The organism is Streptomyces sp. RB17, from assembly GCF_009604455.1.
In the GTDB taxonomy this organism is placed as follows: domain Bacteria; phylum Actinomycetota; class Actinomycetes; order Streptomycetales; family Streptomycetaceae; genus Streptomyces.
In genome coordinates this window covers 1,088,462-1,113,599 of the sequence record NZ_WEGL01000001.1, presented here as the reverse complement: position 1 = coordinate 1,113,599, position 25,138 = coordinate 1,088,462, and the positions used below count along the sequence as shown (strand labels likewise).

The following is a 25,138-nucleotide window of genomic DNA, read 5'->3' as shown; positions in this document are numbered from 1 at the left end:
GGTTTTGCTTCGATCGTAGGTTCGGGCGTATTTTTTGCACTGACCAGTCAGTTCAAAACACAAACCGCAGGGGGGCTTGTGGACGGCGTGGACGTCAGGGCCGAGGGCCTCGGGCTCAAGGGGCCGCGGGGGTGGGCCTTCCGGGGCGTCACCCTCGACGCGGAGCCCGGCTCACTCATCGCGATCGAGGGACCGTCCGGCTCCGGGCGCACGTGTCTGCTGCTCGCGCTCACGGGACGGATGAAACCCACCGAGGGAGCGGCCACCGTCGGCGGGTTCGGACTTCCTCGGCACATGGCCCGGCTGCGCCGCGTCAGCGCGGTCGCCAACGTGGCCGGGGTGACCGACCTGGAGCCGGCCCTGACCGTCGGCGAGCACCTGCGCGAACGGGCCCTGCTGCAGAGCCGCTTCGGCGACTCCCTGCGCGAGCTGCTGCGCCCGCGCACCCAGCGCGTGCACGAGGCACGGCTGCGCGTCGACGCGGCCCTGGCCGCCGCCGGACTCGACCTCGAAACGTTGCCCAAGGGCTCCCGGACGGCCGTGCGCGACCTGGAGCGGCCGCAGGAACTGCGCCTGTCCATCGCCCTGGCGCTGCTCGGCAGGCCCGGGCTGCTCGGCGTCGACGACCTCGACACCAAGCTCTCGGACGCCGAGCGCGCCGAGCTGTGGGCGCTGCTCCGCTCGCTCACGCGCGCGGGGACGACGGTGGCGGTCGTGTGCCGCACGGCCCCCGACGGCTGCGTCGTCGTACCGACCGGGCCGAAGGACACCGGCGCGGAGGCCGGCACGGGCGACGCGAGCGACAAGGGCGACGAGCACCGGGGCGACGAGATCGAGAAGGGCGAGCCGATCGTGAAGAGCGACCCGAAGGAGGACGCCGATGCGCTCGCCTAGGCTGGCCGTGCTCGAGCTCAGGCGCTTCGGGCGCGGGCGCCTGCCGCGTGCCGCCCTGGTCGCGCTGCTCGTGCTGCCGCTGCTCTACGGCGCCCTGTACCTGTGGTCCTTCTGGGACCCGTACGGCCGTCTGGACCGTATCCCGGTGGCCCTGGTGAACGACGACAAGGGCGCCACCGCGGGCGGGAAGCGGATCACCGCCGGTGCCGGCATCGTGGACGGGCTGCGCGACAGCCGGACCTTCGACTGGCACGAGGTGAGCGACGACGAGGCCCGGGAGGGCGTCGAGAACGGCACGTACTACCTGTCGCTGACCATGCCGGCCGACTTCAGCCGGCGGATCGCCTCCAGCTCCGGCGGCTCCCCGGAGACCGGCGCCCTCCAGGTGCGCACCAACGACGCCAACAACTACATCGTCGGCCAGATCTCCCGCACCGTCTTCAACGAGGTCCGCTCGGCCGCCTCCGCCAAGGCATCCCGCACGTTCCTGGACAAGATCTTCGTCTCGTTCTCCGACATCCACGACAAGACCGTCACCGCCGCCGAGGGCGCCGACCGGCTGAACACCGGCATCGGGAAGGCGGAGAAGGGTTCCGAGGACCTCGCCGACGGGCTGAAGGACGCCAAGAGCGGCAGCGGCAAACTGGCCAAGGGCCTGAAGAAGCTGGACAAGGGCGCCGGCGCCCTCCAGGACGGCTCCCGCCGGGTCGCCGACGGCATCCAGGCCCTCGCCGACAAGGTCAACGGCGTCCATGACCAGGCCGGCCCCTACCTGAAGGACAACGAGAAGACCATCGGGGACACCGCCCGCCTGGTCGCGGACTCGGCCAGGACCGTCAAGGACAACCTGGACGTCCTGGTGAAGCTCGCGCCGGGCGCCGCGCAGGCCGCCCACACGAACGCGGACGTCCTGGCCGGCGTCTACAAGACGCGCTGCGAGGGTGCGGCCCTCCCCGACCCGATCTGCCCGGACCTGAAGCGGGCCAGGACGGCCGCGGCCGAGGTGGCCACCGTCGCCGACGATCTCAACACGCTGATCGCGGACCAGGACGGCGACCTGAAGAAGATGCGGGACAACCTCGGCACCCTCCAGAAGCAGGCCACGGCCCTGGAGAAGCGCGCACCGCACCTGTACGAGGACGTCGACGACGCCGTCAAGAAGATCGACAAGCTGAACACCGGCGCACAGAAGGTCGCCGACGGCGCCGAGAAACTGCACACCGGTCTCGGCACTGCCCAGACCGGCGCGACCACGCTGGACAAGGGCATCGGCACGGCCGCGTCGGGCGCCAAGACCCTGAACGGCGGCCTGTACCGGCTGTCCGACGGCTCCGGAAAGCTCGCCGGCGGACTGCACGACGGCGCCGGGAAGATCCCGGACTACGACAAGAAGGACCGCGACCGGCGCACCGGCGTGATGGCCGACCCGGTCCAGCTGGCCTCCCACGACCTGCACAGGGCGCCGAACTACGGCACCGGATTCGCCCCGTACTTCATCCCGCTGTCCCTGTGGGTGGGCGCGATGGTCGCCTACATGCTGATCCCGCCGCTCAACCGGCGTGCCCTGGCGGCCGGTTCGCCGGGCCGGCGGATCGCGCTCGCCGGATGGCTGCCGGTGGCCGCCCTGGGCGTGCTCCAGGTGGCCGCGCTGATGGCCGTACTGCACTGGGCGATCGGTCTGCAACTGCTCCGCGCGGTCGGCACGATCAGCTTCCTGTGCCTGGTCACGGCCTGCTTCGCGGCGATCGTGCAGTGGCTGAACGCCCGCTTCGGCGCGGCCGGCCGGATCCTGGTGCTCGCGCTGCTGATGCTCCAGCTGACCTCGGCGGGCGGCACCTACCCGGTGCAGACCAGCCCCGGCTTCTTCAACGCGATCCACCCGTTCCTGCCGATGAGCTACATCGTGGCGGCGCTGCGCCGGCTGATCACCGGCGGCGGGCTCGGCCCGGTCTGGCAGGCGTGCGGTGTGCTGGCCGCGTTCACCGTGGGCGCGCTCGCGCTGACCGCCCTCGCGGCCCGGCGCCGCCAGGTGTGGACGCTGGACCGGCTGCACCCGGAACTGAGCCTGTGAACCGGGGGGACGCCCCGCACGCGCGCGTACCTGTGACAATCGGGGCCATGGAAAGCAGCAGCGCCAGGTCCGGCGGCAGCACGCGCCGCGAGGCCACCCGGCAGAAGCTCTACGAGGCGGCCGTCACGCTCATCGCCGAGCAGGGCTTCTCCGCGACCACGGTGGACGAGATCGCGGAGCGGGCCGGGGTCGCGAAGGGAACGGTCTACTACAACTTCGCGAGCAAGTCGGTCCTCTTCGAGGAACTGCTGCGGCACGGGGTGGGCCTGCTCACCGCCTCGCTGAAGGAGGCGGCGGAGCGGACCGCGCGGGCGGGCGGCAGCAAGGTGGACGCGCTGGACGCGATGGTCCGCGCGGGCCTGGTCTTCATCGACCGCTATCCGGCCTTCACCCAGCTGTACGTGGCCGAGCTGTGGCGCACCAACCGGGCCTGGCAGTCCACGCTGATGGTGGTCCGGCAGGAGGCCGTCGCGGTGGTCGAGGGGGTGCTGCGCGCGGGTGTGGCGGCCGGCGAGTTCAGCGACGAGATCGACGTCCAGCTGACGGCGGCCGCGCTGGTCGGCATGGTCCTGGTGGCCGCGCTGGACTGGAAGTCCTTCCAGCCGGAGCGCTCCCTGGACGACGTCCACGCGGCCCTGTCCCGGCTGCTCCAGGGACGCGTGAGCGGAAAGGGCTGAGCACCTGGGAAGGCGCCGGTCCGCTGCCGGACCGGCGCCTCCTGTTCCCCCGTACCCCCTGTGGTCCCCCGTGGGTGGTCGTCCCCGGGTCCCCCGACTCGCTTCCGCCGACGGATCGGCGGAAGGAGCGGCCGGGTGGCGGGCGCCGTTCCGCCGCCCCGTGTCGGCGGTGCCGGGCCGCGCCCCCTTGCCGTGTCTCCACTGTCCCGTTCGCACGGGTCGCGGCCCATCCGCGCGCATACTCATCTCGCAACCTAGGTACGGATACTCAGGCCTGCGCACGCATGCCCACGCTCACGGCCCGCCGCCCGGCCGCGATCGCGTCCGCGCTCACCTCCCGAGGACCGGATTGTCAGCGGCGGTCGATAAAGTCGCAGGCATGGCACGGATTGCGGTGATCGGCGCCGGGATGGGCGCGATGGCGGCCGCCGCCCGGCTGGCCGTCGCGGGCCACCGGGTGGTGGTGTACGAACGCACGGACACGTACGGCGGCGCGGTGCGCCGCTTCGAGCGGGACGGGTTCGGCTTCGACACCGGCCCGGGCCTGCTGACGCTGCCCGCCGTGTACCGCGATCTGTTCGTCAAGACCGGCAAGGAGCCGCTGGAGGACCGCGTCGAGCTGGTCCAGGTCGATCCGTCCTCGCGGCACCTCTTCGCGGACGGCACCGAGGTGTCGCTGCCGAACGCCTCGCGCGCGGGTGTGGTCGCTGCCCTGGACGAGGCGCTGGGCGGGGGCGCGGGCGAGCGCTGGGGCGCGTTCCTGGTGCGGGCCCGGGAGGCCTGGGACCGGACCCGCAGACCGCTGCTGGAGGAGCCGCTGTGGACCGACTGGCGGGTGCTGGCGCAGAAGGAGCCGTATCCGGCCGTCCCGCACAAGCGGCTGCTGCGCACCCGGCGCGCGAGCACGCTGTCCGAGATCGGCACCTGGGAGCTGCGCGACGCACGCCTCGCGGCCCTGCTGGAGGGTTCCGCGCTCGCCCACGGCCTCGATCCGCGGACGACTCCGGCGAGCGCTGCCGTCCTGCCCTACATGGAGCACGCCTTCGGCACCTGGTATGTGCGCGGCGGAATCCGGGAGTTGGCACGCGCGGTGTACGAGCGCTGTGTGCAGCGGCGGGTGGAGTTCGTCTTCGGTGCGGAGGTCACCCGGGTCCTGGAGAAGGACGGCCGGGCGGTGGGCGTGGAGTTGAGAGGCGGCGAGGTCGCCGAGGCGGACCAGGTCGTGGCGGACGTGGACCCGGCTCGGCTGAGGACGCTGACGGAGCATGCGCTGGACGAGGAAGGGGACGTACGAGCCGATCCTTTCAGACCCTGGCCGGGGCGGTTCACCGTGCTGCTGGCCCTGCGCGGCGGGCGCGAGACCGGTGCCCCGCACCGGACGGTCGTCCACCCTCCGGCCCCCGAGTCGGAGCTGGACTTCCTGGCTTCTCCGGGCGGGGACCTGCCCCCGCGTCCCACGGTGACGGTGCTGCGCCCCGACGACCCGGCGCTCAGACCGGACGACGGGCACGAGTCCGTGGTGCTGTCCGCGGTCGTGCCGACCGAGGCCGGCTGGGACCGGGAGGGCACGGTGCGGCGGTACACGGAGCATCTCCTCGCTGCCGCCGAGGCCGCGATGCCGGGGCTGCGGGGCCGCGTCCTGTGGCAGGAGGTGCGCACACCCGAGCGCACCGACGCGGAGACGGGCGCCTTCCTCGGCGCGGTGCCCGCCCCTGCACTCGCCGCCGGCCGGGGACATTTCCTGCATCCGTCGAACACCACGCGGCTGCCCGGTCTGTACCGGGTCGGCGGCTGGTCCCACCCCGGCGGCGGCCTGCCGCACGCGGGCATGTCGGGCGCGCTGGTCGCGGGGCTGATCGTGGAGGGCCCGGGCTTCCGCGGCTCCCAGTGAGCCGGGCCCGGCTCCCAGTGAGCCGGGCCGGGCTCCCAGTGAGCTGGGCCCGGCCCTCACCAGCGGTGCGGGCTCAGAAGCGGTACTGCTCGTCGTACCCGGCGCCGGGCTGCTGCTGGGCCTGCCCCTGGTTCTGGTACGGGTACGGCTGCTCCTGGGGGAGTTCGCCGCCGTAGGTCTCGTCGGTGCGCTGCTGCGGCACCCACACCCCGCCGGGCGGGGTCGTCTCGCCGTAGCCGCCGTACGGCGCCTGGGCGTAGCCCTGCTGGTCGTACTGCCCGGCGTAGCCGGTGTTGTCGTACGCGGCGCCGCCGTAGGACTGGCTGCCGATGTACGGGTCGGAGTAGTTGGCGTAGCCCTGCTGGCCGCCGGTGTCGTAGCCGTAGGCCTGCTGGCCGTAGCCCGAGTAGTCGTAGGCGTAGTTCTGCTGCTCGGCGCCCTGGTGCTGGGCGGCGCCCGCGTAGGCGGTGTCGCCGTAGACGCCGTAGGAGCCGGTGTCCTCGGGCATGGGCTGGGGTTCGTAGACGGCGGTGCTCTCGGCCGCGGTGGGCTCCATGGCCGGCTGGCCGGCCGGGGTGAAGACGTCGTCGCGGTCGTAGTCGTCGTAGTCGCCGTAGTCGCCGTGTCCCTGGCCGTAGCCGGCCCGGTCGGCGTCCCGGTCGTCCTCCGGGCCCAGGAGCTCCTGGTCGGGGTCGTCCAGCGCCGGGTCGTGCCGGTCGGCCCTGCCGCGGCGGCGCTTGCTGCCGCCCGCCGCCTCGGCCCCGGGGTCGGGTCGTTTGACCGCCCAGCCGGCGGCGAAGCCGCGACGGAACGAGAGCGTGACATAGGTCTGGCCCACCGCGAAGGCGATGGCGCCGACGCCGATCACGATCACGGACGGCATCAGCACACCGACCACGACCCCGAGGAAGCCGGCGAATGCGAGCAGCCGCCAGCGCAGGCGCGCCTTGTACTGCAGCAGCACCTCGCCCAGCAACCACAGTGCGACGATGCCGAACGCGATGTAGAGGACCGTCCAGCCCATGTACGCCCCTCTCCCAGTGACCGCTACGCAGTGTGTCGTATTACGGTGCGGCCGGTCTAGGCCTGCGGGGGGTGGTGCAGGCCCAGGTTCTCGTAGATTTCCAGGGTCGCCGTGGAGTTGTTGAGCGTGATGAAGTGCAGTCCGGGCACTCCCTCGGCGAGCAGCCGAGCGCAGAACTCCGTGGCGAACTCGATACCGATGGAGCGTACCGCCGCCGGATCGTCCTTCGCTGTGAGGATCCGCTCTTTCAGGGCGTCCGGGAACAGGGCGGTGCTCAGCTTGGGCACCCGTTGCAGCATCTTCACGCTGGTGACCGGCAGCACCTCGGGGATGACAGGGGTCTCACAGCCCGCGGCCACCACACGGTCACGCAGCCGAAGATACGACTCCGGGTGGAAGAACATCTGTGTGATGGCGTAGTCCGCCCCCGCACGGCACTTGTCCACGAAGTGGGCGACGTCGGTGTCCCAGTCCGCGGAGCGGGGGTGCATCTCCGGGAAGGCGGCGACCCCCACACAGAAGTCGCCCGACTCCTTGATGAGGCGGACGAGTTCGGCCGCGTACGCCAGTCCCCGGGGATGCGGCACCCACTCGCCCATCGGGTCGCCGGGCGGGTCGCCCCGCACGGCGAGCATGTTGCGGATCCCGGCGTCCGCATACTGGCCGATGATGTTCCGTAGTTCGGCGATCGAGTGGTCGACCGCGGTGAGGTGGGCGACGGGCGTGAGCGTCGTGTCCACGACGATCTGCTGCGTCTCCCGGACCGTGGTCGTCCGCGTGGAACCGCCGGCGCCGTACGTGACGGAGACGAAGTCGGGGGCGACGGCCTCGACCCTCCTGAGCGCGTTCCACAAGTTCCGCTCGCCCTGGGGGGTCTTCGGCGCGTAGAACTCGAACGAGTACGTCGTCTTGCCGGTGGCGAGCATGTCGCGCACGGTGCGTGCGCGATCAGTCCTGGTGGAGGGGGTTCCAAGGGCCATACGGGCAGGTTAGCCAGGGGTGGGCGGTCCCCCAACCGGACGACGGAGATTTAGCCGAATTGTCGCTTTCTCGTCCACTCCTTGGACAAAAACTCGGACGACGGTGCCGTCAGCCCTGCCGCAACCGCTTGGCGAACTCAGCCGCGGCCGCCCCCGGGTCGTCGGCCTCGGTGATCGCACGCACCACGACCACCCTGCGGGCACCCGCGTCCAGCACCTGGTCGAGATGGGCGAGGTCGATCCCGCCGATCGCGAACCAGGGGCGGTCGGTGCCCAGGCCGGCCGTGTACCGCACCAGGTCCAGGCCGGGCGCGGGCCGGCCCGGCTTGGTCGGGGTGGGCCAGCAGGGGCCGGTGCAGAAGTAGTCCACGCCGTCCTGCACGGCGGCCGCGGCGGCCTCGGACTCGGCGTGCGTGGAACGGCCGATCAGCACCTCGTCGCCGAGGACGGCGCGGGCCGCCGGGACCGGCAGATCGCCCTGGCCGAGGTGCAGCACGTCGGCGCCGGCGGCATGGGCGACGTCCGCGCGGTCGTTCACCGCGAGAAGCTTGCCGTGCCGGGCGCAGGCGTCCGCGAAGACCTCCAGGTGCGCCAGCTCCTCGGCGGCCTCCATGCCCTTGTCGCGCAGCTGCACGATGTCGACACCACCGGCCAGGACCGCGTCCAGGAACTCGGGAAGGTCGCCCTGGCGCCTGCGCGCGTCCGTACAGAGGTACAGACGGGCGTCGGCGAGCGCGGCGCGTGCGGTGTCGGACATACGTGGGTCCCCCCTGGTCGGCGTCCCTGACGGCTTCGGCGGGCGGCGTACGGGCTGCGACGGCCCGCACGCCACCCCTCAGGTGCGATTCGGCTCAGACGGCGAGCGCCTGGGCGCGGCGCTTCACCTCCGTGCCGCGATTCTCGCTCAGGGCCTGCGCGGGCGTGCCGGGCAGGGTCGGGTCGGGGGTGAAGAGCCACTCGATCATCTCTTCGACCGTGAAGCCGTCGTCCCTCAGCAGCGTCAGGGTGCCGGACAGGCCCTTGACGACCTTGTCCCCGTCGATGAAGGCGGCGGGGACGTGCAGTGCGCGGTTCTCACCTCGGCGTACGGCGATGAGCTGGCCCTCCTTGACCAGCTGCCGCACGCGCGTCACCTCGACGCCGAACTGTTCGGCGATGTCGGGGAGGGTGAGCCAGGCGGGGACGAGAGCATCGATCTTTGCGTCAATCTCGGTCACGGAAACAGGGTAGTACCGGGGACGTGTCGTCGGTCGGCTGCGGGTGCGTCGTGGCTGGTCGCACAGTTCCGCGCGCCCCTCGGGCATGCTGCCCCAAGGCGCTGATCAGGTGGCCGTGGCGTCCTTCAGGGACTTTGCCGGATCTGCCAGCGCCTCCGCGTTCATGCTGCGGCCTGCCTCGATCAGCCGGCGCCCCTGCGCCAGATCACGCGGTCGGCCGACCGCCAGCAGGGCGATCAGGCGGTCCTCGCGCAGCCAGCACACCGTCCAGGCCGGGCTCGTCGGGTCGCCGCGCCAGACCATCTGGTCGGCCGCGGCGTGGTGGCCGGCGTACTGCACGAACCGGCCGAACTGCTCGGACCAGAAGTACGGCACCGGGTCGTAGACCGCCGGGGTCTCGCCGAGGATGTTCCCGGCGACCGTGCGCGGGCCCTGCAGGGCGTTGTCCCAGTGGTGGACGAGCAGCCGTTCGCCGTAGCGGGCGGAGGGGAAGGAGGCACAGTCACCGACGGCGTACACGTCCTCGACGGAGGTACGCAGCCGGTCGTCGGCGAGGACGTCGCCGTGCGGGCCCAGCTCCACGCCGGAGCCGGCCAGCCAGGCGGTGGCGGGGCGGGCGCCGATGCCGACGACGACGGCGCCCGCGGGCAGCCGGGTGCCGTCGGCGAGCACCACCGCGCCGGGCTCGATGTGCTCCACGCGCGCGTGGGTGCGCAGTTCCACGCCCGCGTCGGCGTACCAGGCGGTCATGGGCGCCGCGACCTCGGCGGGCAGGGCGCCGGCGAGGGGCCGGTCGGCGGCCTCCACGACGGTCACCGCGCAGCCGGCCTGGCGGGCGGCCGTGGCGAACTCGGCGCCGATCCAGCCGGCCCCGACGACCACGATCTCGTGCTGCCGGGCGAGCACCGGCTTCAGCCGTTCGGCGTCGTCCAGGGTGCGCAGCAGATGCACGCCGGGCACCCCCTCGGTGCCGGGCATGGTGATCGGCTCGGCGCCGGTGGCGAGGACCAGGACGTCGTACGGCACCGGGCCCGCCTCGGTGTCCAGCTCGCGCTCGGCGGGGCGCAGGCCCAGCACCTCGCAGCCGAGCCGCAGCTCGACGCCGAGGGACTCGAAGTCCACGTCGAAGGCGGAGTCCTCGGCCTTGCCGAGCAGCACGGCCTTCGACAGGGGCGGGCGGTCGTACGGCTGGTGCGGCTCCGCGCCGATCACGGCGACGGGCCCCTTGAAGCCCTGCTCCCGCAGCGCGACCGCGGTCTGCACCCCGGCCATGCCCGCGCCGACGACGACCACGCGCCGCCCCGCCGACGTGCCCCCTTGCCCTGTCTGCTCGCTCACCCGATCACCATAGACACGTGACAACGCGTCAGTCAGCGGGCGTGCCCGGTGACCTGTTCCACAACGCTCGTACCGGCGCCCGCCTGGGACTCCCACTCCCAGGTCTCCTCCAGCCGCACCCGCCCGTCCGGCAGTTCCAGGACCGTGGACACACAGTGCCCGGAGGAGGTCGTCCCGTCGGTCTTCAGCTGCACGTACCGGAAGTCCAGCCGGTCACCCTCCCGGGTGCCGACCAGATGACCGCGCACGACATCGCCGCCCGCGTACTCGGCCCAGATCTCGCCGTCCTGCTCGTGGTACGCGAACCGGGTGCGGGTGCCCACCTGACCTGGGGCTTGGTCAGCCACGGGGGCGAGGATCAGTCCGTCCAGCGAGCGGGTCATGGGCAGGGGGCTCCCTTACGGGTGACGAGGGGGGCGGGCTAGGGTGGCCACCGTACAAGCACTCGCGGGAGCCCGGACGCACCGGGCTGAGAGGGAGGCTGGCGGCCTCCGACCGTACGAACCTGATCCGGGTCATGCCGGCGAAGGGAGGGGCTGGACGCCCATGTCGTCACGTACGTCCGATACGTCCGACGTCCTCGTCATCGGGGGCGGAATCATCGGCCTGGTCACGGCCTGGCGCGCGGCGCAGCGCGGGCTCGCGACCGCCGTGGTGGACCCCGAGCCCGGCGGCGGGGCCGCGCGGGTCGCGGCCGGAATGCTGGCCGCGGTCACCGAACTGCACTACGGCGAGGAGCGGCTGCTCGCCCTGAACCTGGAATCGGCCCGCCGTTACCCGGACTTCGCGGCCGAGCTGAGCGAGCTGACCGGCCACGACCTCGGCTACCGCCGCTGCGGCACCCTCGCGGTCGCGCTCGACGCCGACGACCGCGCCCATCTGCGCGAACTGCACGCCCTGCAGCAGCGGTCCGGCCTGGACTCGGAGTGGCTGTCCGGGCGGGAGTGCCGGCGCCTGGAGCCGATGCTGGCGCCCGGGGTGCGCGGCGGGCTGCGGGTGGACGGCGACCACCAGATCGACCCGCGGCGGCTGGCGGCGGCGCTGGTGGCCGCGTGTGAGCGGGCGGGCGTCACCTTCCACCGCGCGTGGGCCGAGCGGCTGGACGTCGCAGGGGACCGGGCCGCCGGGGTGACCACCGCGGACGGCACCGGGCTGCGCGCCGGGCGGGTGGTGCTCGCGGCCGGGAGCATGAGCGGGCGGCTCGCGGGCGTGCCGGAGGCGCTGCTGCCGCCGGTGCGGCCGGTGAAGGGGCAGGTGCTGCGGCTGACGGTGCCGCGCCGGTACGCGCCGTTCCTCAGCCGTACCGTACGGGCCGTGGTCCGCGGCAGCCATGTCTACCTGGTGCCCCGCGAGAACGGCGAACTGGTCGTCGGCGCCACCAGCGAGGAGCTGGGCTGGGACACGACCGTCACCGCGGGCGGGGTGTACGAGCTGCTGCGCGACGCCCATGACCTGGTGCCGGGCATCACCGAACTGCCGCTCACCGAGACCCGGGCCGGGCTGCGCCCCGGCTCCCCCGACAACGCACCGCTGCTCGGCCCCTCCGGGCTGGACGGTCTGCTGCTGGCCACCGGGCACTACCGCAACGGGGTGCTGCTCACGCCGGTCACCGGGGATGTGATGGCCGAGGTCCTGGCGAACGGCCGGCTCCCGGAAGAAGCCCGTCCCTTCACGCCGCAGCGTTTCGGCGCCGCCGTCCTCATGGAGCAGCCCGCATGAGCATCTCCGTCACTGTGTCCATCTCCGTCAACGGAGAGCGCCGGGAGATCGTTCCGGGTACCGCTCTCGACGCCGTCGTACGGTCACTGGTGTCGGTGCCCTCCGGGGTGGCCGCCGCCGTCAACGAGACCGTCGTCCCGCGCGCGCAGTGGGCGTCCACGGCGCTGGCCGAGGGCGACCGGGTCGAAGTCCTCACCGCGGTCCAGGGAGGCTGAGCCATGGCCGACGATCCCTTGGTCCTCGGGGGTACGACCTTCTCGTCGCGGCTGATCATGGGTACGGGAGGTGCGCCCAGCCTGGAGGTGCTGGAACGGGCGCTGGTCGCCTCCGGTACGGAGCTGACGACGGTCGCGATGCGGCGGGTGGACCCCTCCGTGCACGGCTCGGTGCTGTCGGTGCTGGAGAAGCTGGGCATCCGGGTGCTGCCGAACACGGCGGGCTGTTTCACCGCGGGCGAGGCCGTGCTGACCGCGCGGCTGGCGCGGGAGGCGCTGGGCACGGACCTGATCAAGCTGGAGGTCATCGCCGACGAGCGGACGCTGCTGCCGGATCCGGTGGAGCTGCTGGAGGCGGCGGAGACGCTGGTCGACGACGGGTTCACGGTGCTGCCGTACACCAACGACGACCCTGTGCTGGCGCGGAAGCTGGAGGACGTGGGGTGTGCGGCGGTGATGCCGCTGGGGTCGCCGATCGGGTCCGGGCTGGGAATCCGCAATCCGCACAACTTCCAGCTGATCGTCGAGCACGCGCGTGTGCCGGTGATTCTTGATGCGGGGGCCGGTACGGCGTCCGATGTGGCGCTGGCCATGGAGCTGGGGTGTGCGGGGGTGATGCTCGCGTCCGCGGTGACGCGGGCGCAGGAGCCGGAGGTTATGGCGGCGGCGATGAGGCATGCGGTGGAGGGGGGCCGGCTGGCTCGGTCGGCGGGGCGGATCCCGCGGCGGTATCTCGCGGAGGCGTCGTCTCCTGCGGAGGGCTTGGCCGTGTTGGATCCGGAGCGTCCTGCGTTCTGAGCCGGTGTTGCGGTTGCCCCCTGCTCTCCCACCCACGCACCACCCGTCACCGCCTACTGGAAGGCTGGACTTTCCCGCGGGGCGCCCTCCCCGTCGGCGGCCGCGGGGGGTCGTGAGGGGGGCGTGGGGGCATGGGGGCGTGGGAGGGGCGTAGGGGGTCGTGGGGGTCCCCGGCCGCGGGGGATCGTGGGGCCCCGGGCGGGGCATGGAAGGACCTCGGCCGCGGGCAATTGGGGCCCCTGCTGCGGGTGTCTTGGGGGCTCGGCCGCGAGTGATCGTGGGCCCCTACCGCGAGTGATCGCGGGGGCCCGGCCGCGGGGGATCGTGAGGCCCCGGGCGGGGCATGGAAGGACCTCGGCCGCGGGCAATTGGGGCCCCTGCTGCGGGTGCTTGGGGACTCGGCCGCGAGTGGTCGTGGGGCCCCGGCCGCGGGGGATCGCGGGGCCCCGGCCGCGGGGGATCGTGGGGCCCCGGGCGGGGCATGGAAGGACCTCGGCCGCGGGCAATTGGGCCCCCGTTGCGGGTGCTTGGGGACTCGGCCGCGAGTGGTCGTGGGGCCCCGGCCGCGGGGGATCGTGAGGCCCGGCCGCGGGTGATCGCGGGGGCCCGGCCGCGGGGGATCGTGGGGGCCGGCAGCGGGTGATTGGGGGCCCGGCCGCTGGTGATTGGGGGGGCGGCTGCCGGTGGGCGGGTGGGGCGGGGGTTTGGTGGTGTGTCGCGTCACAGGTCGGCTTCAGTGGAAGGGGAAAAGCGGTCTCGGCGGGGGAAGTGTCGGTCGTCCCTCGTAGACTCCCCTGCGTGGATACGACCCTTCAGGACCCCCTCGTCGGGCAGGTGCTCGACGGCCGTTATCGCGTCGACGCGCGGATCGCGGTCGGCGGGATGGCCACGGTCTACCGGGCCCTGGACACCCGTCTGGACCGTGTGCTCGCGCTGAAGGTGATGCACCCGACGCTCGCGGCCGACGGATCCTTCGTGGAGCGGTTCATACGGGAGGCGAAGTCCGTCGCCCGGCTCGCCCACCCCAATGTCGTCCAGGTCTTCGACCAGGGGACCGACGGGTCGTACGTGTATCTGGCGATGGAGTACGTCGCCGGGTGCACCCTGCGGGACGTGCTGCGCGAGCGCGGGGCGCTGCAGCCCCGCGCCGCCCTCGACATCCTCGAACCCGTTCTCGCCGCGCTCGGCGCCGCGCACCGGGCCGGGTTCGTGCACCGGGACATGAAGCCCGAGAACGTGCTGATAGGCGACGACGGGCGGGTCAAGGTCGCCGACTTCGGCCTCGTGCGGTCCGTGGACACCCAGACCAGCACGACCGGCGCCGTCCTCGGGACCGTGTCGTATCTCGCGCCCGAGCAGATCGAGCAGGGCACCGCCGATCCACGCGTCGACGTCTACGCGTGCGGTGTCGTGCTCTACGAGATGCTGACCGGCGGCAAGCCGCACTCCGGGGACTCCCCCGCCCAGGTCCTCTACAAGCACATCCACGAGGACGTGCCGCCGCCCTCGGCGCTGGTACCGGCGCTGCCGTACGAGTTGGACGAGCTGGTCGCCTCGGCGACCGCGCGCACCCCGGACATCCGGCCGCACGACGCCGTGGCGCTGCTCGCCCAGGTGCGCGAGGCTCGTCAGAGGCTGAGCGAGGAGCAACTGGACGCGGTGCCGCCGCAGGCGCTGTCCGCGCAGCACGACAACGCGGGCGACCGTACGAGCGTGATACCGCGCTCGCTGACCTCCCCCACGCCCGGCTTCGCTCGCGCGGGGGGACCCCCGTCCCGGCCGCTGCCCGTCAACGAGGAGGGGCCCGACGGGGGTGACGTCCGGCACACCAGCCGGCTGCAGGCCCCGCCTGTCCCGCCCCGCAGGTCGAGGCGGCTGGTGCTGACGATCGCCGCCGCCGTGCTGGTGGTGTTCGGCGTGGGCGCCGGGGTCTGGTACATCAACTCCGGCCAGTTCACGAAGGTCCCGCCGCTGCTGTCGAAGACGGAGGCACAGGCCCGGGACCGGCTGGAGTCGGCCGGGCTCGAGGTCGGTCAGGTCAAGCGCGCGTACAACGACACCGTGCGGCGGGGCACGGTCATCGGCACCGACCCCGCGCCCGGCGCCCGGATCCGCGACCACGACTCGGTGACGCTGACCATCTCGCTGGGCCCGGAGACGGTGAACGTGCCGGATGTCACGGGCCGCCCGCTGGCCGAGGCGCGGGCGCGGCTGAAGGCCGACGGGCTGGAACCGGGCATGGTCACCCGGGAGTTCAGCGAGGACGTCGCCAAGGGCTCGGTGATCGCCACGACTCCGCAGGCCGGCACCCAGCGGCACGCCGGGTCGGCGATCGCGCTGACCGTCAGCAGGGGCCGCCCGATCGACGTGCCGGACGTCAGCGGTGACGACCTGGCCGACGCCAGGCAGGAGCTGACGGACGCCGGGCTGAAGGTGAAGATCGCCCCCCAGCAGGTCAACTCCGAGTACGACAAGGGCAAGGTGGCCCAGCAGAGCCCGGGCGACGGCAGCCAGGCGGCCGAGGGTGACACGGTGACGCTGACGCTCTCCAAGGGCCCGGAGATGCTCGAGGTGCCGGACGTGGTCGGCGACAGCGTCGGCGACGCCCACAAGGCACTGGAGGGCGCCGGGTTCAAGGTGGAGGAGGACCGCGGCCTGCTCGGGCTGTTCGGCGACACCGTGAAGAAGCAGTCCGTGCAGGGCGGCGACAAGGCGCCCAAGGGCTCGACCATCACGATCACCATTCGCTGACCAGGGCTCTCGCGGACCCGTCGGCAACAGCGGCGGCGGGCCGCCGGTGAGCCCGCGCAGTCGCACCCTGATCGGGGGCGTCCCCCCACGTCCTGGCATGCTGGGTGTGCCATGACCTCACCCTCTTCGCCCTCGCTCCCGGCCTCCCCTCCGCGCAACCCCGTCGGCGGACATGTCCCCGTGGCCGGCGGTCTGCACTCCGTGGGGCTGTCCTACGCCCGTGACCTGCGGGCGGAGACCGTGCAGGTCTTCGTGGCCAATCCGCGGGGCTGGGCCACGCCCGCCGGGAATCCGCGGCAGGACGAGGTCTTTCGCGCGGCCTGCGCCGAGGAGTCGGTCCCGGCGTACGTCCATGCCCCCTACCTGATCAACTTCGGCTCGCACACCGAGGCGACCGTGGAGCGGTCGGTGGAGTCGCTGCGGCACTCGCTGCGGCGCGGGCGGGAGATCGGTGCGCTGGGTGTGGTCGTGCACACCGGCAGCGCGACCGGCGGGCGGGCCCGGGAGGTGGCGCTGAAGCAGGTGCGGGAGCACATGCTGCCGCTGCTGGACGAGCTGACGCACGACGACGACCCGTTCCTGCTCCTGGAGTCGACGGCCGGGCAGGGGGCCTCGCTCTGCTCGCGCACCTGGGACTTCGGCCCGTACTTCGAGGCGCTGGACGCCCATCCGAAGCTCGGGGTCTGCCTGGACACCTGCCACATCTTCGCCGCCGGCCACGACCTGACCGGCCCGAGCGGCATGCACCAGACCCTGGACCTGCTGGTGGACACCGTCGGCGAGGGCCGGCTGAAGCTGATCCACGCCAACGACTCCAAGGACGTGGTCGGCGCGCACAAGGACCGGCACGAGAACATCGGCGCCGGCCACATCGGCGAGGACCCGTTCCGGGCCCTGATGACCCATCCCGCGACGGCGGGCGTACCGCTGATCATCGAGACGCCCGGCGGCAAGGAGGGGCACGCGGCGGACGTGGAGCGGCTGAAGAGGCTCAGGGACGGCTGAGGCGCGGGGTCAGTCCTCGTCTTCGAACAGTACGTGTGTCGTGTCTACGATGTGCACCACGAGCGCCACCGGATGGGCGACGAGATCTTGGTGCGGGGATCAGTGGACAGTATGGCGAGGCCGCGCTGAAGCAGTTCCCGGCGGTCCTCCGAAAGGCTGTCGCGCACGCGCGCCGCGGCCTCCGAGAAGATCACGTCGAAGACGGCCGTCGAGGCTCCTCGCACGGTTGTCGCAGTAACCGGCGATGAGCTTGACGGCCCGGTCAGAGCTCCGGCCCCTCCCCGGGCTCCTCCTGGTACGAGTACCGCTGTTCCTTCCACGGATCGCCGACGTTGTGGTAGCCGCGTTCCTCCCAGAAGCCGCGGCGGTCGGCGGTCATGTACTCGATGCCGCGGACCCACTTGGGGCCCTTCCAGGCGTACAGGTGCGGCACGACCAGGCGGACCGGGAAGCCGTGCTCGGCGGTGAGGAGTTCGCCGTCCTTGTGGGTGGCGAAGAGGGTGCGGTCGGAGGCGAAGTCGGACAGGCGCAGGTTCGAACTGAAGCCGTACTCCGCCCAGACCATCACATGGGTGACGTCCGGCGCCGGCGGGGCCAGTTCCAGGATGGTGCGGGCGGGGGCGCCGCCCCACTCCGCGCCGATCATGCTGAACTTCGTCACGCAGTGCAGATCGGCCACCACGGTGGTGTACGGCAGGGCCGTGAACTCCTCGTGGTTCCAGATGTGCTTGTCACCGTCGGCGGTGGCGCCGAAGACGCGGAACTCCCAGCGCTCGGGGCGGAACTTCGGGACGGGACCGTAGTGCGTGACCGGCCAGCCGCGCTGGAGCCGCTGACCCGGCGGAAGCGCGAACCCTGCCGTTGCTCCAGACTCTCGCTCCACCGGATGACCCATGTATCCATCCTGACAGACCTCGGGCAGTGCCCTTGACCACCCTCTCTGAAACCGGACAAGAACCAACAACAAGTGACTTACTTACTAAGTGCACACTTACTGGACGATCTTCGCCGCCGATGCCATCATGCGGCGCTATCGGCCGGGTCCGGTTTACCTGGAAGGAGTCCATTGCGATGCAGGGCGACCCCGAGATCATCGAACTGCTCAACGAGCAGCTGACCGCCGAGCTGACCGCAATCAACCAGTACTTCCTGCACGCCAAGCTGCAGGACCACAAGGGATGGTCGAAGCTCGCCGAGTACACCCGGGCCGAGTCGTTCGACGAGATGCGGCACGCGGAGATCCTCACCGACCGCATCCTGCTGCTGGACGGCCTGCCGAACTACCAGCGGCTCTTCCACGTCCGGGTCGGGCAGACGGTGACCGAGATGTTCCAGGCGGACCGGCAGATCGAGGTCGAGGCGATCGACCGGCTGCGCCGGGGCGTCCGGGTGATGCGCGAGAAGGACGACATCACGTCGGCCAACGTCTTCGAGGCGATCCTCGCCGACGAGGAGCACCACATCGACTACCTGGACACCCAGCTGGAACTCGTGGACAAGCTGGGCGAGGCGCTGTACATCTCGACCCTGATCGAGCAGAGCCAGCCCGATCCCTCGGGCCCCGGCACCGGCGGCTTCTCCGCACACTGAGCGCCGGCCCGCACGACTGCTAGGCCGCGTCGTCCAGCCGCTCCAGAGCCGGGACACGCCGTTCGACGAGCTCCCGGCGGGGGCAGGCGCCCCGGCCGAGCAGCGCCTGAATGCGCCGTACGCAGTTCCCGCAGTCCGTGCCCGCCTTGCAGGCGGAGGCAATCTGGCGGGGGGTGCAGGCACCGTCCTCCGCGTGCTGCTTGACCTGGGCCTCGGTGATGCCGAAGCAGCTGCAGACGTACACGCGGACTCACCTCCCGACGGGATCGCTGTATTGCTGCCATCCCCTTGATCGGTGAGGCAAACCTAACCTTACCCGCCGCACAGGGCGCGCAAAAGTGGGGAAGGGCGCGGATCGGATGTGATCCGCGCCCCAGATCGCCCACAGGTCCGGCGGGGTCCTACTGGTCCCGGTACATCTCCGCGACCAGGAACGCCAGGTCCAGCGACTGGCTGCGGTTCAGCCGCGGGTCGCAGGCCGTCTCGTAGCGCTGGTGCAGGTCGTCGACGAAGATCTCGTCTCCGCCGCCCACGCACTCGGTGACGTCGTCGCCGGTCAGCTCCACATGGATGCCGCCCGGGTGGGTGCCGAGCGCCTTGTGGACCTCGAAGAAGCCCTTGACCTCGTCGAGCACGTCGTCGAAGCGGCGGGTCTTGTGCCCGGAGGCCGCCTCGAAGGTGTTGCCGTGCATCGGGTCCGTCACCCAGGCCACCGTCGCGCCGGACGCCGTGACCTTCTCCACCAGCTCGGGCAGCCGGTCGCGGATCTTGTCGGCACCCATCCGGACGATGAAGGTCAGCCGGCCCGGCTCGCGCTCGGGGTCGAGGCGGTCGATGTACTGCAGCGCCTCCTCGGCCGTCGTCGTCGGGCCGAGCTTGATGCCGAGCGGGTTGCGGATCTTCGAGGCGAACTCGATGTGCGCCCCGTCCATCTGGCGGGTGCGCTCGCCGACCCACACCATGTGCGCGGAGACGTCGTACAGCTTGCCGGTGCGCGAGTCGACCCGGGTCAGGGCGGACTCGTAGTCCAGCAGCAGCGCCTCGTGCGAGGAGTACAGCTCGACGGTCTTGAACTCCTCCGGGTCAGTGCCGCAGGCCCGCATGAAGTTCAGCGCGTTGTCGATCTCCCGCGCGAGCTGCTCGTAGCGCTGGCCCGACGGGGAGGTCTTCACGAAGTCCTGGTTCCAGGCGTGCACCTGGCGCAGGTCCGCGTAACCGCCGGTGGTGAAGGCGCGCACCAGGTTCAGCGTGGACGCCGAGGCGTGGTACATGCGCTTCAGCCGCTCGGGGTCCGGGATGCGGGACGCCTCGGTGAACTCGAAGCCGTTGACGGAGTCGCCCCGGTACACCGGGAGCGTCACACCGTCGCGGGTCTCGGTCGGCTTGGAGCGGGGCTTGGAGTACTGCCCGGCGATACGGCCGACCTTCACCACGGGCACGGCGGCCGCGTAGGTGAGGACGGCACCCATCTGGAGCAGCGTCTTCAGTTTGTTGCGGATGTGGTCCGCGGACACCGCGTCGAAGGCCTCGGCACAGTCGCCGCCCTGGAGAAGGAACGCCTCTCCCTTGGCGACGGCCGCCATCCGGGCGCGCAGCTGGTCGCACTCGCCCGCGAAGACGAGCGGCGGATACGACTCGAGGTCCGCGATCACTGCGCGCAGAGCCTCGGGGTCGGGGTACTCGGGCTGCTGCGCCGCGGGCAGGTCTCGCCAGGTGTTGCCAGCGCTCGGGCTGGTCTTAGCGTTCACGGTCACCTCGTAAACATTACGGGGTCGTGTCGCATGCCCCATCTTCTGGCTCGAAGGGTGAGACGCGCCGGTTGTCCTGTGGACGGGGCCGACCGGCGACGGGTGCGGTAGGGTTCCTGCCATGTTCGCGCTTTCGATCCAGAACTGCACCCAGAACTGGTGGTGGACCGCTTCTCCGGCGGCCCACTGATCGCGCGTACGCAAGACTTCGCGAAGGCCGCCCGAGGGGCGGCCTTCGGCGTTCCCGGGGTCGTTCCTCACCGACATCGCTACCGGCATCGGTATCTCCAGCGACGGAAGAGGACCCATGGACCTGGCACAGCTCCTGCACGACGACCGCCCCTTCGCCCTGCTCCGCCGCCGTACGCCCGGCCGCGACGAGCACCCGGTGGAGGTGCTGCTCGGCCCGGTGACCCGCCGCGACCGGCTCGCCGACCTGCCCGACGAGGGCCTCGCGCTGGTCCCGTTCCGGCAGATCCGCGAGCGCGGCTTCGACGTCCGCGACGACGGCACCCCGCTGCTGGTGCTCACCCCCGAGGAGTCGTACGAGCTCCCGCTCGACGTGGCGCTGTCACAGCTCCCGGCGCACGAGGTGCGCGTCGAGGGCGGCGGCTTCGACGTCGGCGACGAGGAGTACGGCGAGATCGTCGGGCGGGTGCTGGCGGAGGAGATCGGCCGGGGCGAGGGCGCGAACTTCGTGATCCGGCGCACGTACGAGGGCGGGATCGCGGGGTTCGGCCGCGCCGACGCGCTCGCGCTGTTCCGGCGGCTGCTGGAGGGCGAGCGGGGCGCGTACTGGACGTTCGTCGTACACACCGGGGACCGCACCCTGGTGGGAGCCAGCCCCGAGGTGCACGTGCGGATGTCCGGCGGCACGGTCGTCATGAACCCGATCAGCGGGACCTACCGCTATCCCGCGGAGGGCCCGACCCCCGGGCATCTCCTCTCCTTCCTCGCCGACGGCAAGGAGATCGAGGAGCTGTCGATGGTGGTCGACGAGGAACTGAAGATGATGTGCACCGTCGGCGACATGGGCGGGGTGGTCGTCGGGCCGCGCCTGAAGGAGATGGCGCACCTCGCGCACACCGAGTACGAGCTGCGCGGGAAGTCCTCCCTGGATGCGCGGGAGGTGCTGCGGGAGACCATGTTCGCGGCGACGGTGACCGGCTCACCGGTGCAGAACGCGTGCCGGGTGATCGAGCGGCACGAGGTCGGTGGCCGGGGTTACTACGCGGGCGCGCTGGCCCTGCTCGGCCGGGACTCCGGGGGCGCGCAGACCCTAGACTCCCCCATCCTGATCCGCACCGCCGACATCTCCGCCGAAGGACATCTGCGCGTCCCGGTCGGGGCGACCCTGGTGCGCGGCTCCGACCCGGCGGGCGAGGTCGCGGAGACGCACGCGAAGGCGGCGGGCGTGCTGGCGGCCCTCGGGGTACGGCCGTCCCGGCCGCGCGAGGAGCGCGAGCGGCCCCGGCTGGCCGACGACCCCCGGGTGCGGTCGGCGCTGGACGGGCGGCGGTCCGCGCTGGCGCCGTTCTGGCTGCGGATGCAGGAGCGGTCGACGGCCCTGGAGGGCCATGCCCTGGTGGTCGACGGCGAGGACACCTTCACGGCGATGCTCGCGCACGTGCTGCGGTCGAGCGGCCTGGACGTCACCGTCCGGCGGTACGACGAGCCGGGACTGCGGGCGGCGGTGCTCGCGCACGAGGGGCCGGTGGTGCTCGGGCCCGGTCCCGGTGATCCCTCCGACGTGGCCGACCCGAAGATGCGCTTCCTGCGGGAGCTGACCGCCACGGTGCTCCGGGATCACCGGCACGGTGTCCTCGGGGTCTGCCTCGGCCACGAGCTGATCGCGGCCGAGCTGGGACTGGACATCGTCCGCAAGGAGGTGCCGTACCAGGGGGCGCAGACCACGATCGACCTGTTCGGGCGGCCCGAGACGGTCGGCTTCTACAACAGCTTCGTGGCGCGCTGCGACGACGAGGTGGCGGAGGAGTTGTCCGCGCACGGGGTCGAGGTGAGCCGGGCCGGCAATGGGGAGGTCCATGCCGTACGAGGGCCCCACTTCGCCGGCGTGCAGTTCCACCCGGAGTCGATCCTGACGCTGAACGGGGCAACGGTCGTACGGGAGCTGGTGGGCCAGCTGCGCCGCACGACCGTGTAGCCGTCCCGGCGCCGCGGTCAGCCGAAGAACACCCCGACCTCCTCGTACAGCTTCGGGTCCACCGTCTTCAGCTTGGCCGTGGCGTCGGAGATCGGGACCCGGACGATGTCGGTGGCGCGCAGGGCGACCATCCTGCCGAAGTCGCCGTCGTGGACGCAGTCGATGGCGTGCAGGCCGAAGCGGGTGGCCAGCCAGCGGTCGAAGGCGCTCGGCGTGCCGCCGCGCTGGACATGGCCGAGGACCGTGGTCCGTGCCTCCTTGCCGGTGCGGCCCTCGATCTCCTTGGCCAGCCACTCGCCGACGCCGGAGAGCCGGACATGCCCGAAGGAGTCCAGCGACCCGTCCTTGAGCACCATGTCGCCGTCCTTGGGCATGGCGCCCTCGGCGACGACCACGATCGGCGCGTACGACGCCCGGAAGCGGGAGGTCACCCAGGCGCAGACCTGGCCGACGTCGAAGCGCTGCTCGGGGATGAGGATGACGTTGGCGCCGCCGGCCAGCCCGGAGTGCAGGGCGATCCAGCCGGCGTGCCGGCCCATCACCTCCACGACCAGGACCCGCATATGGGACTCGGCGGTGGTGTGCAGCCGGTCGATGGCCTCGGTGGCGATGTTGACGGCGGTGTCGAAGCCGAAGGTGTAGTCGGTGGCCGACAGGTCGTTGTCGATGGTCTTGGGTACCCCGACGCAGGGCACCCCGTACTCGTCGGACAGCCGCGCGGCGACGCCCAGGGTGTCCTCGCCGCCGATCGCGATGAGGGCCTGCACGTCCAGCTTGGCCAGGTTGTCCTTGATCCGGCGGATGCCGTTCTCCGCCTTGAGGGGGTTGGTGCGCGAGGAGCCCAGGATGGTGCCGCCGCGGGGCAGGATGCCGCGCACCGCGGGGATGTCGAGACGGACGGTGTCGCCTTCGAGGGGGCCTCGCCAGCCGTCCCGGAAGCCGACGAAGTCATAGCCGTACTCCTGCACGCCCTTGCGGACGATGCCCCGGATGACGGCGTTGAGCCCGGGGCAGTCGCCGCCTCCGGTCAGTACTCCGACCCGCATGGAAATGTCCCTTCACCGCGGTTCCCTGACACAGAGTCACGCTAATGGTGATTCCCGTCACATCGGGAGAGGCGGGAAGGGTGATTCCGGATGAACGGCTGCGCGGCGGGCCCTACTCCTCGTCCAGTCCGCGCTCTATGGCGTACCGCACCAGCTCGACCCTGTTGTGCAACTGCAGCTTGCCGAGGGTGTTCTGCACATGGTTCTGCACCGTGCGGTGGGAGATGACGAGGCGTTCGGCGATCTGCTTGTAGCTCAGGCCCTTGGCGACCAGCCGCAGCACCTCCGTCTCCCGGTCCGTCAGCCGGGGCGCGCCGGGCTCGTCGGTGCCGGGGGCGGCGGCGGGTTCGGAGGCCAGCCGACGGTACTCGCCGAGGACCAGCCCGGCGAGGCCCGGCGTGAACACCGGGTCGCCCACGGCGGTACGGCGCACCGCGTCCAACAGCTCCTCCGTGGACGCCGACTTCAGCAGATAGCCGGTCGCGCCGGACTTCACCGCCTCCAGCACATCGGCGTGCTCACCGCTCGCCGAGAGGACGAGGACGCGCAACGCCGGATTGTGGGCGACCAGTTCCTTGCACACCTGGACGCCCGGCTTGGCGGGCAGGTTGAGGTCCAGCACGAGGACGTCGGGGGCGGCGGCCTTGGCACGGCGGACCGCCTGTTCGCCGTCGCCGGCGGTGGCGACCACGTGGAAGCCGGACTCGGTCAGGTCCCGGGCGACCGCGTCGCGCCACATGGGGTGGTCGTCCACCACCATGACCTTGATCGGGTCCTGCTGCTCGCTCATCGACGTCCCGCCTTCGCGTTCCTCGGTACCTTCAGTTCCACTTCCGTGCCCTGCCCGGGCACGGAGCCGAGTTCGGCGCTGCCGCCCAGGTCGCGCAGCCGCCCCCGGATCGACTGGGCCACGCCGAGCCGGCCCTCCCCCTCGGCCTCGGCGAGCCGGCCCTCGGGGATGCCGGGGCCGTCGTCCCGGACGGTCACGACGACCTCGTCCGGCTCGTCCTCGACCAGGATCCAGGCCCGGGCCCCCTCGCCCGCGTGCCTGCGCACGTTGTCCAGGGCGGCGCCGACCGCGGCGGCCAGCTCCCGCGCGGCCGGCCGGGGCAGCACGACCGGCGCACCGGGCTCGGCGAGGCTCACCCGCGAACCGGCGTACGGCGCCAGCAGGGCGCGCAGATCGACCGGTCCCTCGTCGTCGGGTTCTTCCACCGCGCGTACGACGGCTCCCGCCGAGGCGTCCTCCGACACCCGGGAGACCGGCAGCAGGCCGCCGGAGACCAGCGTGCGCAGTGCCACCTCCTGCTCCCCGGCGAGCCGCCCCAGCTCCGCCGCCTCACCGCCGCTGACCGCGCCGCGCCGCTGCACCATCGCCAGCACCTGGAGCACGCTGTCGTGGATGTCCCGGGCCAGCCGCTCCCGTTCCCGGGTCGCTGCCTCGATCTCCAGGGCGCGGGCGAGGGTGCGCTCGGAGGCGCGGGCGACCTCCACGACGTAGCCGATGGCGATCGAGGCCACCCAGACGAGGATCAGGCTGTGCACGGTGTCCCGGGCGGGGTGGCCGCGTTCGACCAGGTTGGCCAGCGCGACCGGTGTGGAGGCGGCGGCGGCCCAGCGCCAGCCGCCCTTGATCGCGAAGGCCAGCACCGCACCGGCGGTCCATATCGACGGCAGCGTGGGGCCGCCCGCGATCCGCTGGTGGCTGTCGGCGAGCGGGGTGATCAGGACACCGGCGAGGGCGATGGTCAGGTCGGCGGCCAGGAAGGGCTTGGTGCAGCTCGCCGCGTTGCGCACCCACGGCAGGGTGGCGAGGGTCCAGACGAACATGACGGCGAAGTAGCAGACGGCGACCCAGGGGCGCGTGAAGAGGCCGTGCCTGGTGGCGCCCAGACCGATCGCGTACAGCATGGTCAGGACGCGGTAGCCGGCGAGCGCGCGCCACAGCGGCAGCTCGACCGACATCCTCAGCACGCGCTCGCGCCTGGCCATGTCCCCCGTTCCCCCCGG

24 protein-coding genes and 1 riboswitch are annotated in these 25,138 nt (G+C 72.1%); of the genes, 12 read left to right on the top strand and 12 right to left on the bottom strand.

Annotated elements, in window-relative coordinates; translation table 11 throughout:
* Positions 1 to 78: 78 nt before the first annotated feature.
* From SRB17_RS05140 to SRB17_RS05125, 4 genes are all read left to right on the top strand, one after another.
* Positions 79 to 894, top strand: coding sequence for an ATP-binding cassette domain-containing protein (locus SRB17_RS05140; RefSeq protein WP_323375000.1), 816 nt, complete (start codon positions 79 to 81; stop codon positions 892 to 894).
* Positions 881 to 2,965, top strand: a complete 2,085-nt coding sequence (locus SRB17_RS05135) for a YhgE/Pip family protein (protein ID WP_153534903.1) — start codon at positions 881 to 883, stop codon at positions 2,963 to 2,965. The genes SRB17_RS05140 and SRB17_RS05135 overlap by 14 nt, the downstream gene beginning before the upstream one ends.
* Before the next feature lie 47 nt (positions 2,966 to 3,012).
* Positions 3,013 to 3,642 (top strand): TetR/AcrR family transcriptional regulator, encoded by a 630-nt coding sequence (locus tag SRB17_RS05130; protein WP_153534901.1) that lies wholly within the window; start codon positions 3,013 to 3,015, stop codon positions 3,640 to 3,642.
* A gap of 379 nt (positions 3,643 to 4,021) precedes the next feature.
* Positions 4,022 to 5,533 carry a phytoene desaturase family protein gene (locus tag SRB17_RS05125; RefSeq protein ID WP_153534898.1) on the top strand — a complete coding sequence of 504 codons (1,512 nt, stop codon included), beginning with the start codon at positions 4,022 to 4,024 and terminating at the stop codon, positions 5,531 to 5,533.
* 73 nt (positions 5,534 to 5,606) lie between these two features.
* Here the strand turns inward: SRB17_RS05125 and SRB17_RS05120 are convergent, their stop codons facing one another.
* The 6 genes from SRB17_RS05120 to SRB17_RS05095 all read right to left on the bottom strand — a co-directional run bounded on the left by SRB17_RS05120 (position 5,607) and on the right by SRB17_RS05095 (position 10,475).
* The gene (locus SRB17_RS05120; RefSeq protein WP_153534896.1) at positions 5,607 to 6,557 is read right to left on the bottom strand and encodes a hypothetical protein; all 951 of its coding nucleotides are present in this window, start codon (positions 6,555 to 6,557) and stop codon (positions 5,607 to 5,609) included.
* A 56-nt stretch (positions 6,558 to 6,613) separates the two neighbouring features.
* Complete coding sequence (metF, locus tag SRB17_RS05115) at positions 6,614 to 7,537, bottom strand: methylenetetrahydrofolate reductase [NAD(P)H] (protein ID WP_153534894.1); 924 nt, start codon at positions 7,535 to 7,537, stop codon at positions 6,614 to 6,616.
* A gap of 109 nt (positions 7,538 to 7,646) precedes the next feature.
* Positions 7,647 to 8,294: a thiamine phosphate synthase gene (gene thiE, locus SRB17_RS05110; RefSeq protein WP_153534892.1), complete on the bottom strand. Its 648-nt coding sequence runs from the start codon at positions 8,292 to 8,294 to the stop codon at positions 7,647 to 7,649.
* A gap of 94 nt (positions 8,295 to 8,388) precedes the next feature.
* Complete coding sequence (locus SRB17_RS05105; RefSeq protein ID WP_061919720.1) at positions 8,389 to 8,754, bottom strand: Rv2175c family DNA-binding protein; 366 nt, start codon at positions 8,752 to 8,754, stop codon at positions 8,389 to 8,391.
* Between the two features lie 105 nt (positions 8,755 to 8,859).
* Positions 8,860 to 10,092 carry an FAD-dependent oxidoreductase gene (locus SRB17_RS05100; RefSeq protein ID WP_323374999.1) on the bottom strand — a complete coding sequence of 411 codons (1,233 nt, stop codon included), beginning with the start codon at positions 10,090 to 10,092 and terminating at the stop codon, positions 8,860 to 8,862.
* 32 nt (positions 10,093 to 10,124) lie between these two features.
* Positions 10,125 to 10,475, bottom strand: coding sequence for a hypothetical protein (locus SRB17_RS05095; protein WP_153534888.1), 351 nt, complete (start codon positions 10,473 to 10,475; stop codon positions 10,125 to 10,127).
* Positions 10,476 to 10,529: 54 nt separating this feature from the next.
* Positions 10,530 to 10,641, top strand: a riboswitch (TPP riboswitch).
* On the opposite strand from SRB17_RS05095, the gene thiO reads away from it, so the two are divergent.
* The 5 genes from thiO (at position 10,639) to SRB17_RS05070 (ending at position 16,580) form a co-directional block, all read left to right on the top strand.
* Positions 10,639 to 11,811 (top strand): glycine oxidase ThiO, encoded by a 1,173-nt coding sequence (gene thiO, locus SRB17_RS05090; RefSeq protein ID WP_153534886.1) that lies wholly within the window; start codon positions 10,639 to 10,641, stop codon positions 11,809 to 11,811. (Overlaps the previous riboswitch by 3 nt.)
* Entirely contained in the window at positions 11,808 to 12,026 is a 219-nt protein-coding gene (gene thiS / locus SRB17_RS05085; protein ID WP_153534884.1) for a sulfur carrier protein ThiS, read from the top strand. Before thiO ends, thiS begins: the two co-directional genes overlap by 4 nt.
* Before the next feature lie 3 nt (positions 12,027 to 12,029).
* Positions 12,030 to 12,824 carry a thiazole synthase gene (locus SRB17_RS05080; RefSeq protein WP_153534882.1) on the top strand — a complete coding sequence of 265 codons (795 nt, stop codon included), beginning with the start codon at positions 12,030 to 12,032 and terminating at the stop codon, positions 12,822 to 12,824.
* A gap of 798 nt (positions 12,825 to 13,622) precedes the next feature.
* Positions 13,623 to 15,575 carry a Stk1 family PASTA domain-containing Ser/Thr kinase gene (gene pknB, locus SRB17_RS05075; RefSeq protein WP_323374998.1) on the top strand — a complete coding sequence of 651 codons (1,953 nt, stop codon included), beginning with the start codon at positions 13,623 to 13,625 and terminating at the stop codon, positions 15,573 to 15,575.
* A 111-nt stretch (positions 15,576 to 15,686) separates the two neighbouring features.
* Positions 15,687 to 16,580 carry a deoxyribonuclease IV gene (locus SRB17_RS05070; protein WP_153534880.1) on the top strand — a complete coding sequence of 298 codons (894 nt, stop codon included), beginning with the start codon at positions 15,687 to 15,689 and terminating at the stop codon, positions 16,578 to 16,580.
* A 262-nt stretch (positions 16,581 to 16,842) separates the two neighbouring features.
* Here SRB17_RS05070 and SRB17_RS05065 read toward each other — a convergent pair whose 3' ends face one another.
* Entirely contained in the window at positions 16,843 to 17,475 is a 633-nt protein-coding gene (locus tag SRB17_RS05065; protein WP_153534878.1) for a sulfite oxidase-like oxidoreductase, read from the bottom strand.
* 176 nt (positions 17,476 to 17,651) lie between these two features.
* Between SRB17_RS05065 and bfr the strand changes: the two genes are divergently transcribed.
* On the top strand, positions 17,652 to 18,170 hold the full coding sequence (gene bfr / locus SRB17_RS05060) for a bacterioferritin (RefSeq protein ID WP_153534876.1): 519 nt from the start codon (positions 17,652 to 17,654) through the stop codon (positions 18,168 to 18,170).
* Between the two features lie 19 nt (positions 18,171 to 18,189).
* Here the strand turns inward: bfr and SRB17_RS05055 are convergent, their stop codons facing one another.
* Complete coding sequence (locus tag SRB17_RS05055; RefSeq protein WP_323374997.1) at positions 18,190 to 18,414, bottom strand: (2Fe-2S)-binding protein; 225 nt, start codon at positions 18,412 to 18,414, stop codon at positions 18,190 to 18,192.
* A gap of 157 nt (positions 18,415 to 18,571) precedes the next feature.
* Entirely contained in the window at positions 18,572 to 19,924 is a 1,353-nt protein-coding gene (locus SRB17_RS05050; protein ID WP_323374996.1) for a class II 3-deoxy-7-phosphoheptulonate synthase, read from the bottom strand.
* Between the two features lie 115 nt (positions 19,925 to 20,039).
* Between SRB17_RS05050 and SRB17_RS48415 the strand changes: the two genes are divergently transcribed.
* Both SRB17_RS48415 and SRB17_RS05040 read left to right on the top strand, forming a co-directional pair.
* Complete coding sequence (locus tag SRB17_RS48415) at positions 20,040 to 20,108, top strand: trp operon leader peptide (protein ID WP_153535823.1); 69 nt, start codon at positions 20,040 to 20,042, stop codon at positions 20,106 to 20,108.
* Positions 20,109 to 20,225: 117 nt separating this feature from the next.
* Entirely contained in the window at positions 20,226 to 22,082 is a 1,857-nt protein-coding gene (locus SRB17_RS05040; RefSeq protein WP_153534872.1) for an anthranilate synthase family protein, read from the top strand.
* 17 nt (positions 22,083 to 22,099) lie between these two features.
* Here SRB17_RS05040 and SRB17_RS05035 read toward each other — a convergent pair whose 3' ends face one another.
* The 3 genes from SRB17_RS05035 to macS form a co-directional block, all read right to left on the bottom strand.
* Positions 22,100 to 23,128, bottom strand: a complete 1,029-nt coding sequence (locus SRB17_RS05035; RefSeq protein WP_153534870.1) for a 6-phosphofructokinase — start codon at positions 23,126 to 23,128, stop codon at positions 22,100 to 22,102.
* 112 nt (positions 23,129 to 23,240) lie between these two features.
* Positions 23,241 to 23,918, bottom strand: a complete 678-nt coding sequence (locus tag SRB17_RS05030; protein WP_153534868.1) for a response regulator — start codon at positions 23,916 to 23,918, stop codon at positions 23,241 to 23,243.
* Positions 23,915 to 25,120, bottom strand: a complete 1,206-nt coding sequence (gene macS, locus SRB17_RS05025) for a MacS family sensor histidine kinase (RefSeq protein ID WP_153534866.1) — start codon at positions 25,118 to 25,120, stop codon at positions 23,915 to 23,917. The genes SRB17_RS05030 and macS overlap by 4 nt, the downstream gene beginning before the upstream one ends.
* Positions 25,121 to 25,138: the final 18 nt, after the last annotated feature.